Consider the following 12380-nt stretch of genomic DNA (forward strand, 5'->3'; position numbering starts at 1 on the left):
GTTCGCAGGCCATCGCGGCCGCGTCCCTCTCCCGCGCGGGAGAGGGACGCCGGGCGCGCTCAGTCGCGCAGTTCGGCGACGTGGCAGGGCAGGTCGAGCTGGGCCTGCACCGCGGCGGTGACCTCGGCGGTGGTCGCCGCTTCGCCCGCGGGCGCGAGGTCGGCGGTCAGCACGCCGGCGTCGAGCACCGCGGCCACGGCCTGTTCGATGCAGGCCGCTTCGGCCTCCAGGCCCAGCGAGTGGCGCAGCAGCAGCGCGGCGCTGAGGATGGTGCCGCAGGGATTGGCGATGCCGCGGCCGGCGATGTCCGGGGCCGAGCCGTGGATCGGCTCGTACAGGCCGACCTTGCCTTCGCCCAGCGACGCCGACGGCAGCAGGCCGAGCGAACCGGCCAGCATCGAAGCCTCGTCGGTGAGGATGTCGCCGAACATGTTCTCGGTGACGATGACATCGAACGCGCGCGGCTTGGCGATCAGGTGCATGGCCATCGAATCGACCAGCTGATGCTCCAAGGTCACGTCGGGGAATTCCTCGCGCGCCACCCTGGATGCGACTTCGCGCCACAGCCGCGAGGTTTCCAGCACGTTGGCCTTGTCCACGCTGACCACGTGGCTGCGGCGGCCGCGCGCCAGCTCGCAGGCGCGGCGCACCACGCGCTCGATCTCGGCCACGCTGTACTCGCACAGATCGCTGGCGCTGGTGTCGCTGCGCTGCTTGTCGCCGAAATAGATGCCGCCGGTGAGTTCGCGCACGACGATCAGGTCGACCCCGGCCAGCAGATGCGGCTTGATCGGCGAGGCGCCCAGGGTGGCCGCGTGCGGCTGCACCGGGCGCAGGTTGGCGTACAGGCCCAGACCCTTGCGCAGCGCCAGCAGGCCTTGCTCGGGGCGCACCTTGGCCTTGGGGTCGGACCACTTCGGGCCGCCGACCGCGCCGAGCAGCACGGCGTCCGCGCGCTGGCAGGCCTGCAGCGTGGCCGCCGGCAGCGGCTCGCCGGTGGCGTCGATGGCGGCGCCGCCGATCAGATGGCGATGCAACTGGAACTGATGGCGATAACGGGTGGCGACCGCCTGCAGTACCTGGACCGCGGCGGCGGTGACTTCCGGACCGATGCCGTCGCCTTCGAGAACGACGATGTCAGCGCGCATGGACTTGCTCCTGTGAAAACGATGCTTGTTGGGCCGCGGCGCGGCGTTGTTCGAACCCGTGGATGGCGTCGAGCTGGCGCAGCAGGTAGCCGAGCTGGTCGACGCCTTCGAGCAGGCAGGTCTGGGCGAAGGCGTCGAGCGGGAACGGCGCGCTGCGCCCGTCGGGCAGGTGCAGGCGGCGCTCGCGCACGTCGATGCGCAGCTCGATGCCGGGCTGGTCCAGCAGTTCGTCGAGCAGGTCTTGCTCGACCACGATCGGCAGCAGGCCGTTCTTGAGCGAGTTGCTGCGGAAGATGTCGGCGATCTCGCTGCTGATGACCGCGCGCAGGCCCAGGTCGGTCAGCGCCCACGGCGCGTGCTCGCGCGAGGAGCCGCAGCCGAAGTTGCGCCCGGCCACCAGGATCGCGGCGCCGGCGTTGGCCGGCTTGTTGAGTTCGAACTCCGGGTTGGGCGAGCCGTCGGCGAGGTAGCGCCAGTCGTTGAAGGCGAACTTGCCCAGGCCCTTGCGCTCGGTCGTGGTCAGAAAGCGCGCTGGGATGATCTGGTCGGTGTCGATGTTGCGTTCGCGCAGCACTACGGTGCGCGAGACGACTTCGGAAAAACCGGCGGACATTACGCAACCTCCTTCACAGCGTCGAGATAGTCGCGCGGATCGACCACGTGCCCGGCCACGGCGCAGGCCGCGGCGGTCAGCGGCGAGGCCAGCAGGGTGCGCGCGCCCTTGCCCTGGCGGCCTTCGAAATTTCGGTTGCTGGTGGACACGGCCAACTGGCCGGCGCCGACCAGGTCGCCGTTCATGGCGATGCACATCGAGCAGCCCGGCTCGCGCCATTCGGCGCCGGCCGCGCGCACCACCGCATCGATGCCCTCGGCTTCGGCGGCGCGCTTGACCTGTTCGGAACCGGGCACCACCAGCATGCGCACGCGCGGATGCACGCGGCGCCCGCGCAGCACCTGCGCAGCCTGGCGCAGATCGGACAGGCGCGAGTTGGTGCAGCTGCCGACGAACACCACGTCCACCGGCCGCCCGGCCATCGCCGCGCCGCCGTCGAAGCCCATGTAGGCCAGCGCCTTGGCTTCGTCGGCGTCGTTCGCCTGCGGCAGGTGCGCGTCGATCGCTGCGACCTGGCCCGGGTGCGTGCCCCAGGTCAGGGTCGGCTTGATCGCGCTGGCGTGGATGCGCACTTCGCGGTCGAACTGCGCGCCCTCGTCGGTCTTGAACTCGCTCCAGCGCGCGACCGCGCGCTCCCAGTCGGCGCCGCGCGGCGCGCGCGGGGTCTGCGCGAGGTAGTCGAAGGTGGTCTGATCGGGTGCGATCAGGCCGGCGCGCGCGCCGGCCTCGATCGACATGTTGCACACGGTCATGCGCTCGTCCATCGACAGCGCGCGGATGGTCGAGCCGCGGTACTCGATGACGTGGCCGGTGCCGCCGTTGACGCCGATCGCGCCGATGATGTGCAGGATCAAGTCCTTGGCGCCGACGCCGGGCGCCAGTTCGCCTTCGACATTGATCGCCAGGGTCTTGGGCTTGCGCTGCAGCAGGCACTGGGTGGCCAGCACGTGGCCGACCTCGCTGGTGCCGATGCCGAAGGCCAGCGCGCCGAACGCGCCGTGGGTGGCGGTGTGGCTGTCGCCGCAAACGATGGTCTGGCCGGGCTGGGTCAGGCCCAGTTCCGGGCCGATCACGTGGACGATGCCGCGATGGTCGCTGTCGTAATCGAACAGCTCGACGCCGTGGCGCGCGCAGTTGCGGCGCAGGGTGTCGACCTGGTTTTCGGCTTCGGCGGTGTAGTAGGGCAGGCGGCCGTCAGCGCCGGCGGGCAGGGTCGGGGTGGAATGGTCGAGCGTGCCCTTGGTCAGATCCGGGCGGCGCGGCGAGAGCCCGCGCGATTCCAGTTCGGCGAAGGCCTGCGGCGAGGTCACTTCGTGGATCAGGTGCAGGTCGATGTACAGCACCGCCGGCGCGGCCTCGGATTCGGGCGCGACCAGGTGGGCGGTCCACAGTTTGTCGAACAGCGTGGTGGGTTGAGTGGCTGAAGTCATGATGGAGGCGACTATGGCTCTAGGCGTTGAAGGTGTTTGATGCGTCCTTCTCCCGCGAGCGGGAGAAGGTGGCCCGAAGGGCCGGATGAGGGCGTGCCCTCACCCCAACCCCTCTCCCGCGAGCGGGAGAGGGGCTTTGATAATTCATGCGGTCGCGGCGACCTTGCGCGGCTGCGTCGCCGGCTCCGTCTGCCGCTGCGTGCGCACCAGCCGGTTCGCCAGCTCCAGCCAGGCCAGCGCGCTGGCCTCGATGATGTCGGTGCTGGTGCCCGAACCGGTCAGCTCGACGCCGTCCACGCGCGCGGTCAGGCTGGCCTGGCCTTGCGCGTCGTCGCCGGTGGTCACGCTGGAGACGTTGTAGCTGTCGATCGCCAGACGCAGGCCGGTGGCGCGCGCCAGCGCGGCGAACAGCGCGTGCACCGGGCCGTCGCCGACCGCGGCTTCGCTGATCGTGGCGCCGTCGGGATCGACCAGTTGCACGCTCGCGGTCGGCAGGCTGCCGTCGGCCACGCCGGTGCTGACGTGGGCGCGCACCAGCCGGTAGCCGCGCGCGGCCTTGGCATCGGCGCCGAGCACCAGCGCTTCCAGGTCGGCGTCGAACACTTCGCGCTTCTTCTCGGCCAGGGTCTTGAACGCGGCGAACACCGAGTTCAAGCGCGCCTCGTCGACGCTGAAGCCCAGCGCCTGCAGGCGGTCGTTCAGCGCGGCGCGGCCGCTGTGGCGGCCCATGACCATCTGCGACTGGGCCCAGCCCACGTCTTCGGGCGCCATGATCTCGTAGGTGCCGCGGTGCTTGAGCATGCCGTGCTGGTGGATGCCCGACTCGTGCGCGAACGCGTTCTGCCCGACCACCGCCTTGTTGCGCTGGACCACCATGCCGGTGATGCGCGAGAGCAGGCGCGAGGTCGGCACCAGCCGGCGGGTGTCGATGCGGGTGCTGGCGTTGTAGTAAGCGTTGCGCACGCGCAGCGCCATCACCAGTTCTTCCAGCGCGCAGTTGCCGGCGCGCTCGCCGATGCCGTTGATGGTGCACTCGACCTGGCGCGCGCCGCCTTCGATCGCGGCCAGGCTGTTGGCTACGGCCAGGCCCAGGTCGTTGTGGCAGTGGGCGCTGAACACCGCTTTGTCGGCGTCGCGCACGTTGGAACGCAGGTATTCGAACAGCGAGCGGATCTCGCTGGGCGTGGTGTAGCCGACGGTGTCGGGAATGTTCAGCGTGCGCGCACCGGCGGCGATCGCCGCGCTGCAGATCTCGACCAGGTATTCGGGCTCGGTACGCAGCGCGTCTTCGCAGGAGAACTCGACGTCGTCGACGTAGCGGCGCGCCTGCTCGACCGCGGCGACGGCGCGTTCCAGCACCTGCTGCCGGTCCAGGTTGAGCTTGTGCTGGCGGTGCAGCGGGCTGGTGGAGATGAACACATGGATGCGCGGCTTGGCCGCGCCTTCCAGCGCGCGCGCGCAGGCTTCGATGTCGCCGGGGTGACAGCGCGCCAGAGTCGCCAGCGACGAACCGCGCACTTCGCGCACGATCGCGCGCACGCCCTCGAGGTCGGCCTCCGAGCTTGCGGGGAAGCCGGCCTCGATGACGTCCACGCCGAGTTCGCTGAGCGCATGGGCGAAGCGCAGCTTCTGGCTGGCGCTCATGCTGCAGCCGGGCGATTGCTCGCCGTCGCGCAGGCTGGTGTCGAAGATGGTGACGTGCTGGGGGGCGTCGCTAATCGACGCTACCGGACCGGGCGACTCGTTCATGCGGGGACATCCTCTGTAACGGTGCGATGCGGGGAAGGGGAAGAAGAAGGGGGCGACGCGGCCGCGCGCGGCGGCGGCAGATTGGCGAGCTTGTAAATGTCCGCCTCGATGGTGGCGCCGGCACGCGACAGCGAGGTGTCGCGATTGCGACGGCGCGGCCGCCGCGGTGCGCGCGGTCGCACATCCGACAACAGCTGCGCCAGCACGAGGGCGTCGAGATTGCCGCCGGAGACCACCGCGCACTTGCGCTTGGCGGCGATGCGGCGGCCGGCGGCCAGCGCCAGCGCGCCGGCGCCTTCGGCGATGATGTGTTCTTCCAGCGCCAGCCGGACCAGGGTTTCGCGCAGCTCGGCTTCGCGCACGATCACCACGTCGTCCAGCAACTGCGACAGCAGGCGTTCGGTCAGGCGGCCGGGGTCTTTCACCCGCACGCCGTCGGCCAGGGTCGCGGCCGGTTCGATCAGGCGGCGGTCGCCGCGCAGCGCGCGCGCCATCGAGTCCACGCCTTCGACCTGCGCGCCGATGATGCGCACGCCCTGGGATTTCAGCGCCAACGCCACGCCGGCAGCGAGGCCGCCGCCGCCGATCGGCACCAGCACCACGTCGGGCGCGAACGCGGCCAGCTCCAGGCCGACCGTGCCTTGGCCGGCGATCACATCGGGGTCGTCGAAGGCCGACAGCAGGCGGTAGTCGTGCTGCTGCGCCAGTTCGATGGCGAAGGCCTTGGCTTCGTCGTAGGTCTCGCCGTGCAGGCGCACGGTCGCGCCCCAGTGGGCGACGCCGGCGATCTTGGTCTGCGGCGCGCAGCGCGGCATCACCGTGATCGCGTTCACGCCCAGGCGGTAGGCGGCCCAGGCCAGGCCCTGGGCGTGGTTGCCGGCCGAGGCGGCGATCACCGGACGGTGGTCGCCGCGTTCGCGCGCGGCCAGCAGCGCGTTGAGCGCGCCGCGCACCTTGTAGGAACCGGTGCGCTGCAGGTTTTCCAACTTCAGCCAGCAGCCGAAGCGTTCGGCATGATGCAGCGGGGTGACGGCGAGGTAGCGGCGCAGCCGCGCCTGCGCCGCCAGCAGATCGGCGGCGCCGACGGTCGTCTCGGTGCGTACTACGTCGCCGTCCATGCTCAGACCGCCGTCAGCCAGTGCGCGTAGCGGCCGTCCTGGCCGCGCACGACCTGGGCGTACAGCGCCGCCAGTTCGCGGGTGACCGGGTTGTCGCCGAACTCGCGGCGGTCCAGCACGCTGATCGCGCAGGCTTCGGCCGCGGTGCCGCAGACGAAGACTTCGTCGGCATCCAGCAGCTCGTGCAGGGTGACTTCGCGCGACTGCGCGCCCGACAGCGCGATCATGGTGTCGCGGGTGATGCCCGGCAGCGCGTCGCGATGCTCGACCGAGGTCACTTCGCCGTTCTTGACCATGAACACGTTGGCGCCGGTGCACTCGACCACATAGCCCTTGTCGTCGGTGAACAGCGCCTCGTCGAAACCGCGCTGCTTGGCTTCGCGCTTGGCCAGGATCGAATTGACGTAGGCGCCCGACAGCTTCAGCGGCGGCAGCGAGGTCGCCGGATTGCGCTTCCACGGCGACACGGTCAGGCGCGTGCGCGCGCCGCCCAGATGCACGACCTTGGCCAGGGTGGCGACCATCAGGTGCTGGGTCAGCGGGTCGACGTCCAGGCCGATCGTGCCGGTGCCCATCCAGGTCAGCGGGCGGATGTAGGCGTCGCGGTGGCCGTTGGCGCGCAGCGTGTCCAGCACCGCGCGGCCGGCGCGTTCGATATCGAACTCGATGCCGAACATGTCCGCGCCCTTGCGCATGCGCTCCAGGTGCTCGGGCAGGCGGAACACCGCCGCGCCGCCGTCGGCGGTGGCGTAGCTGCGGATGCCTTCGAACACCGCGGTGCCGTAGTGCATGGCGTGGGTGGTCAGCGGCGCTTCGGGGGCGTCGGCGGTGATGAACTTGCCGTCGAACCAAACGAGAGGTTGGCGTTGGGAAACCGGGACTTCGCTGCGAGCGCGGGACTCAGAGCTTTCTGCCGCATCGAAAGCCTCACCGCTGCGGCTCGGCGCCTGCGAACGCTCGCGCACGGCCGCAGCGGCCTGCGCCGGCGACTGCGCGGCTTCGGGACGTTCCAGAACTTCGGTGTTCATGTGCATGAGGAAACCTCGACAGCAAGACAGTCGTAGAGCTTGGCGAGCTGGCTCTGCAGCGCGGTGTCGGCGCGGTCGCCTTCCACCGTCATGCGCAGGTGCCAGCGGTCGCCGTCGGGTTGCGCCTCGCCGTCCACCGACAGGGGACGGAAGCCGCGGCGTTCGGCGGCGCCCAATACCCGGGCCAGGGCGCCTTCGGCCTGGCGCAGGGTCAGATCAAGCTGGTATCGCATGGGCGCTCTCCTGTTCGGCGGCGGGGGGCGTCAGGCTGACGATCGCGTCGGCGTCGTTGGCTTCCGGATCCAGCATCTGCGCGTTGTTGTGGTTCGGCGGAACCAGCGGCCAGACGTTGGCGGCCTGGTCGATGGCCACGTGCAGCAGCACGGGGCCGGGGGTATCGAGCATGTAAGTCAGCGCTTCTTCGACCGAATCGGCGCGGTCGACGTACATCGCCTTGATCCCGAACGCTGCGGCGATCGCGCAGAAGTCCGGGTTGTCGGACAGGTCGATCTCCGAATAGCGGCGTTCGAAGAACAGTTCCTGCCACTGCCGCACCATGCCCAGGGCCTGGTTGTCGAGCAGCACGATCTTCACCGGCAGGCGATAGCGGGCGATGGTCGCCAGCTCCTGCACGTTCATCAGGAACGAGCCGTCGCCGCTGACGCAGATCACGGTCGCTTCCGGATTTTCCAACTGCGCGCCCAGCGCGGCCGGCACGCCGAAGCCCATCGCGCCCAGGCCGCCGCTGGTCAGGTGCTTGCGCGGGTCGTCGAAGCGCCAATGCTGGGCGACCCACATCTGGTGCTGGCCGACATCGCAGGCGACCACCGCCTGCGGCGCGCGCTCGGACAGCGTGCGCAGCAGCGCCGGTGCGTACACGGTTTCGCCCGGCGCGTCGTAGCGCGGCGCGCACTCGCGCTTGCGCTGCAGGCAGGTATCGCGCCAGGCGCGGCGGGCGCCGCCGTTGCGGCCCTGCAACTGCGCGGTGATCGCCGGGGTCAGCGCGTCCAGCGAGCGGCGCAGGCAACCGCGCACGCCGGCGTCGGCGTGGCGCAGCTTGCCGATCTCGCAGGCGTCCAGGTCCATGTGCACCACCCGCGCGTTCGGCGCGAACTCGGCCAGCTTGCCTGTGGCGCGGTCGTCGAAGCGCGCGCCGACCACGATCAGCAGATCGCATTCCTGCACCGACAGATTGGCGGCGCGGTTGCCGTGCATCCCGAGCATCCCCAGGTTCAGGGCGTGATCGGCCGGCAGCGCGCCCAATCCCTTCAGCGTCAGCACCGCCGGAATCTGGCTGCCCTCGACGAAGGCGCGGAACGACTCGACCGCGCCGCCCAGCGAGATGCCGCCGCCGCCGTAGACCAGCGGTTTGCGTGCGTGCGCGATCAGCGCCGCGGCCTCGTGGTAGGACGCGTCCGGCGCCGCCGGAACCGCATCGGTGGGCAGCGGCGTGTGCGCGGGCAGATGCGAAGCGTCGGCGTTCTGCACGTCCTTGGGCAGATCGATCAGCACCGGACCCGGCCGGCCCGAACGCGCCAGCCGGAACGCTTCGCCGAGCATGCGCGGCAGGTCGTCAACGCTGCGCGCCAGGAAGCTGTGCTTGACGATCGGCAGGGTCATGCCGAACACGTCCAGTTCCTGGAACGCATCGGTGCCCATCAGCGAGGTCGCGACCTGGCCGGTGATGCAGACCATCGGCACCGAGTCCAGCATCGCATCGGCGATGCCGGTGACCAGGTTCGACGCGCCAGGGCCGGAGGTGGCTACGCAAACGCCGACTCGCCCGCTGGCACGGGCGTAGCCGTTGGCCGCGAAAGCCGCGCCTTGCTCGTGGCGGACCAGAATGTGCTTCAGGTCCGAGCCGTGCAGGGCGTCGTAGAAAGGCATGATCGTGCCGCCCGGATAACCGAACAGCGTATCCACGCCTTCTGCGGCCAGCGCTTGCGCCAGCCAGCGGGCACCGTTCATCAGGCGGCCTCTTCCTGTCGTTCGCCGCGCGACGCGGCCGGGGCGGCCGCCGGAGCGGCCGCGGTCTTGGGAGCGTTGTCCAGCCACTTCATGTTCGCGCGCAGCTTCTTGCCGACCGCTTCGATCGGGTGTTCCAGGTCGCCGCGCTTGAGCGCCTTGTAGTTGGCGTTGCCCGAGGCGTATTCGGCGATCCACTGCTTGGCGAAGGTGCCGTCCTGGATCTCGGTCAGCACCTTGCGCATCTGCGCCTTGGTGTTGTCGTCGACGACGTAGCTGCCGCGGGTCAGCGCGCCGTACTGGGCGGTCTCGCTGATGAACTCGTGCATGCGGGTGATGCCGCCTTCGTAGAACAGGTCGACGATCAGCTTCAGCTCGTGCAGGCACTCGTAATAGGCCACTTCCGGCTGATAGCCGGCTTCGACCAGGGTTTCCCAGCCGGCCTGGACCAGCTTGGTCGCGCCGCCGCACAGCACCGCCTGTTCGCCGAACAGGTCGGTCTCGGTCTCTTCCTTGAACGTGGTCTTGATCGCGTTCTGGCGCGCGCCGCCGATGCCGGCGCAGTAGGTCAGGGCGAACTCTTCGGCGCGGCCGCTGGTGTCCTGATGCACGGCGTAGACGCTGGGCACGCCGCGGCCGATCTCGTACTCGCGGCGCACCAGTGCGCCCGGGCCCTTGGGCGCGACCAAAACCACGTCGAGGTCGGCGCGCGGCGCGATCTGGCCGTAATGCACGTTGAAGCCGTGCGCGAACAGCAGGCAGGCGCCTTCGCGGATGTTCGGCTCGATCACGTCGCGATAGAGCTGCGCCTGGACCATGTCCGGCGTGAGCACGGCGACCAGGTCGGCGTCGGCGACCGCTTCGGCCGGATTCTTGACGGTGAAGCCGTCGGCCTTGGCCTTGATCTCGGTCGGGCCGCCCGGGCGCAGGCCTACGGTGACGTCGAAGCCGGAATCGCGCAGGTTGAGCGCGTGGGCGCGGCCCTGGCTGCCGTAGCCGACGACGGCGATCTTGGGACGGGAGGCGGTGCTGGTCATGGCGGGATCTCGTAGGGAGGAGTGAGCGGAGAGAAGTGAGGAGTGAGGCAGAGCGGGTCAGGCGGGTTCGGATGCTTCGGGTTCTAGAGCTGCGTTTTCGATCAAGGTCGCTTCGATCTTTTTCGGCGCCTGCAGCGGGCCGGGCGCGGTGACCGCGCCGCGCGAGGCCGAGCCGACGCTGCGCGCGTACTTGGCCAGCACGCCGGTGGTCACGCGCGGGGCGATGCGCGCGGGTTCGCGCGCGGCCAGGTCGGCGGCGACGCTCAAGGTACGGGTGGTGACGTCGATGACGACGCGGTCGCCCTCGCGCAGCCGCGCGATCGGGCCGCCGTGCGCAGCCTCGGGCGAGATGTGGCCGACCATGAAGCCGTGGGTCGCGCCGCTGAAACGGCCGTCGGTGATCAGCGCGACGTCGTTGCTCAGGCCCTGGCCGACCAGCGCCGCGGTCACCGCCAGCATCTCGCGCATGCCCGGACCGCCGGTGGGGCCTTCGAAGCGGATCACCACCACGTCGCCGGCGTCGATCTGCCGCGCCTGCACCGCGGCGAACGCCGCTTCTTCCGAATCGAACACCCGCGCCGGGCCTTCGAAGTGCTCGCGGCCGTGGCCGGCCAGTTTCAGGATGCAGCCTTCCGGGGCCAGGTTGCCGTAGATGATCGAGTAGCCGCCGCGCGGCTTGAGCGGATCGCTGATCGGGCGCACCACGTCCTGCTGCGCGGCCATCGTCGCCTCGCGCAGCTCCTGGAAAAAGGAACGGCCGGTGACCGTCGGAATATCCTCGATCAGACCGGCCGTCTCCAGCTCGCGCGCCACCAGCGCCGCGCCGCCGAATTCGAACATTTCCGCGGCGGTGTAGCGACCGCCGGGTTTCAGGTCGGCGATCACCGGGGTGTGCGCGGCGGCTTCGAATTCTTCCAGGTCGAAGGCGACGCCGGCTTCGTGGGCGATCGCCAGCAGATGCAGCGCGGCGTTGGTCGAACCGGCGGTGGCCGAGACCGCGCGCGCGGCGTTGCGCAAGGAGGCGGCGGTGATCAGTTCGCGCGGCGTCGGCGAACCGTCGCGCAGGCGCTGCATCACCAGTTCGCCGCACAGGCGCGCGGTTTCCGGCTTGTCTTCGTGGATCGCCGGAACATCGTTATAGCCCAGCGGCGACAGGCCCAGGAAGGTCAGCACCATCGCCATGGTGTTGGCGGTGAACTGGCCGCCGCAGGCGCCGGCGCCGGGGCAGGCGTGCGATTCGATCCGGTGCAGCTCGGCGTCGTCGATGCGTCCGGCCGAATGCGCGCCGACCGCTTCGAACACGTCCTGCACGGTCAGCGGCTTGTCCTGCGCGGTGCCTTTCTTCGACGGGCAATGGCCCGGCATGATCGTGCCGCCGTAGAGGATCACGGTGGGGATATCCAAACGCGCGGCGGCCATCGCCGCGGCGGGGATGGTCTTGTCGCAGCCGACCAGCAGCACCATCGCGTCCAGGCAATGGCCCGACACCGCCAGTTCGATCGAATCGGCGATGGTCTCGCGCGAGGCCAGCGAGGCGCGCATGCCGTCGCTGCCCATGGCGATGCCGTCGGTGACGGCGATGGTGTTGAACTCGATCGGCGTGCCGCCGCCCTCAACGACGCCGCGGCGCACGTGCTGGGCCAGATCGCGCAGGGTGATGTTGCAGGGCGAAACGTCGCTCCAGGTGTGGACCACGGCGACCAGCGGTCTGGCGATGGCCGCGTCATCCAAGCCGGTGGCGCGCAACATCGCGCGCGCGGGGGCTCGGGCCGGGCCTTGCTTGATGGCGTTGCTTCTCACGAACGGCGTTCCTTGGAGGCGAATCCTTCGCCGTTGCCGCACGTCCGCGTGCGGTGTTGCCAGGAACCCGAGGCCGTATAACGAAAAACCCCGCGCCTTTTGGGCGCGGGGTTCAGGTTCTTTCGACCTTCGGGTGGTGTGGTTTTCTACACGAACCCGTATCCCGCGCTGGTGAGCGAGGTAATAAGTACGAGGGCAAGAATAATGCTTGCGATGGCCGGAGCGGCCTTGAGCAGGGTGGCGCGGAGCTGCGCGGCGCGCGCGGATTCGTTCGAGGCCGCGATGGCCTGCGAATTCGTCCGGCGGTGGTTGCTGCGCTGCGTCATGGGTCGAGAAGACCATGCGCGCTCAGGGCTTGTCAATAGTTTCCTGGAAAACCATCGCGAAGCGTGAGGGCGATCGCCGTACGGCTTGCGGCGTGGTTTGCGGATCCAGCGCCTGTCGCGGCCCTATGCGGGCCGGAGCGAAATTGGGGGTCTAATCGCGCCGGTT

Annotated in this window: 11 protein-coding genes; all 11 read right to left on the reverse strand. The window is 69.9% G+C overall.

Going from position 1 to position 12380, the window contains the following annotated elements; all coding sequences use genetic code 11:
* Positions 1–59 precede the first annotated feature (59 nt).
* The 11 genes from leuB to BLU84_RS23460 all read right to left on the reverse strand — a co-directional run bounded on the left by leuB (position 60) and on the right by BLU84_RS23460 (position 12214).
* Positions 60–1148 (reverse strand): 3-isopropylmalate dehydrogenase, encoded by a 1089-nt coding sequence (gene leuB / locus BLU84_RS23410; protein WP_074872854.1) that lies wholly within the window; start codon positions 1146–1148, stop codon positions 60–62.
* Entirely contained in the window at positions 1138–1761 is a 624-nt protein-coding gene (leuD, locus tag BLU84_RS23415) for a 3-isopropylmalate dehydratase small subunit (RefSeq protein ID WP_074872857.1), read from the reverse strand. The genes leuB and leuD overlap by 11 nt, the downstream gene beginning before the upstream one ends.
* Positions 1761–3191 carry a 3-isopropylmalate dehydratase large subunit gene (gene leuC, locus BLU84_RS23420; RefSeq protein WP_074872860.1) on the reverse strand — a complete coding sequence of 477 codons (1431 nt, stop codon included), beginning with the start codon at positions 3189–3191 and terminating at the stop codon, positions 1761–1763. Before leuC ends, leuD begins: the two co-directional genes overlap by 1 nt.
* Before the next feature lie 144 nt (positions 3192–3335).
* Entirely contained in the window at positions 3336–4940 is a 1605-nt protein-coding gene (locus tag BLU84_RS23425) for a 2-isopropylmalate synthase (protein ID WP_074872863.1), read from the reverse strand.
* On the reverse strand, positions 4937–6058 hold the full coding sequence (locus BLU84_RS23430) for a threonine dehydratase (RefSeq protein WP_074872867.1): 1122 nt from the start codon (positions 6056–6058) through the stop codon (positions 4937–4939). Before BLU84_RS23430 ends, BLU84_RS23425 begins: the two co-directional genes overlap by 4 nt.
* Before the next feature lie 2 nt (positions 6059–6060).
* Positions 6061–7086, reverse strand: coding sequence for an aminotransferase class IV (locus BLU84_RS23435; RefSeq protein ID WP_170849234.1), 1026 nt, complete (start codon positions 7084–7086; stop codon positions 6061–6063).
* Positions 7083–7319: an ACT domain-containing protein gene (locus BLU84_RS23440; protein ID WP_074872870.1), complete on the reverse strand. Its 237-nt coding sequence runs from the start codon at positions 7317–7319 to the stop codon at positions 7083–7085. Before BLU84_RS23440 ends, BLU84_RS23435 begins: the two co-directional genes overlap by 4 nt.
* Entirely contained in the window at positions 7303–9054 is a 1752-nt protein-coding gene (ilvG, locus tag BLU84_RS23445) for an acetolactate synthase 2 catalytic subunit (protein WP_074872875.1), read from the reverse strand. The genes BLU84_RS23440 and ilvG overlap by 17 nt, the downstream gene beginning before the upstream one ends.
* Positions 9054–10088 (reverse strand): ketol-acid reductoisomerase, encoded by a 1035-nt coding sequence (ilvC, locus tag BLU84_RS23450; protein WP_074872879.1) that lies wholly within the window; start codon positions 10086–10088, stop codon positions 9054–9056. The genes ilvG and ilvC overlap by 1 nt, the downstream gene beginning before the upstream one ends.
* Positions 10089–10145: 57 nt before the next feature.
* Positions 10146–11888 (reverse strand): dihydroxy-acid dehydratase, encoded by a 1743-nt coding sequence (ilvD, locus tag BLU84_RS23455; RefSeq protein WP_083383060.1) that lies wholly within the window; start codon positions 11886–11888, stop codon positions 10146–10148.
* A gap of 146 nt (positions 11889–12034) precedes the next feature.
* Positions 12035–12214 carry a hypothetical protein gene (locus BLU84_RS23460; RefSeq protein ID WP_074872882.1) on the reverse strand — a complete coding sequence of 60 codons (180 nt, stop codon included), beginning with the start codon at positions 12212–12214 and terminating at the stop codon, positions 12035–12037.
* Positions 12215–12380: the final 166 nt, after the last annotated feature.

This window comes from Lysobacter enzymogenes, from assembly GCF_900106525.1.
Lineage (GTDB): Bacteria > Pseudomonadota > Gammaproteobacteria > Xanthomonadales > Xanthomonadaceae > Lysobacter > Lysobacter enzymogenes.

Excerpts from the sequence above, each read along its gene's own strand:
- leuB (WP_074872854.1), bottom strand. The coding sequence starts at position 1,148 with ATGCGCGCTGACATCGTCGTTCTCGAAGGCGACGGCATCGGTCCGGAA.
- leuD (WP_074872857.1), bottom strand. The coding sequence starts at position 1,761 with ATGTCCGCCGGTTTTTCCGAAGTCGTCTCGCGCACCGTAGTGCTGCGC.
- leuC (WP_074872860.1), bottom strand. The coding sequence starts at position 3,191 with ATGACTTCAGCCACTCAACCCACCACGCTGTTCGACAAACTGTGGACC.
- BLU84_RS23425 (WP_074872863.1), bottom strand. The coding sequence starts at position 4,940 with ATGAACGAGTCGCCCGGTCCGGTAGCGTCGATTAGCGACGCCCCCCAG.
- BLU84_RS23430 (WP_074872867.1), bottom strand. The coding sequence starts at position 6,058 with ATGGACGGCGACGTAGTACGCACCGAGACGACCGTCGGCGCCGCCGAT.
- BLU84_RS23435 (WP_170849234.1), bottom strand. The coding sequence starts at position 7,086 with ATGAACACCGAAGTTCTGGAACGTCCCGAAGCCGCGCAGTCGCCGGCG.
- BLU84_RS23440 (WP_074872870.1), bottom strand. The coding sequence starts at position 7,319 with ATGCGATACCAGCTTGATCTGACCCTGCGCCAGGCCGAAGGCGCCCTG.
- ilvG (WP_074872875.1), bottom strand. The coding sequence starts at position 9,054 with ATGAACGGTGCCCGCTGGCTGGCGCAAGCGCTGGCCGCAGAAGGCGTG.
- ilvC (WP_074872879.1), bottom strand. The coding sequence starts at position 10,088 with ATGACCAGCACCGCCTCCCGTCCCAAGATCGCCGTCGTCGGCTACGGC.
- BLU84_RS23460 (WP_074872882.1), bottom strand. The coding sequence starts at position 12,214 with ATGACGCAGCGCAGCAACCACCGCCGGACGAATTCGCAGGCCATCGCG.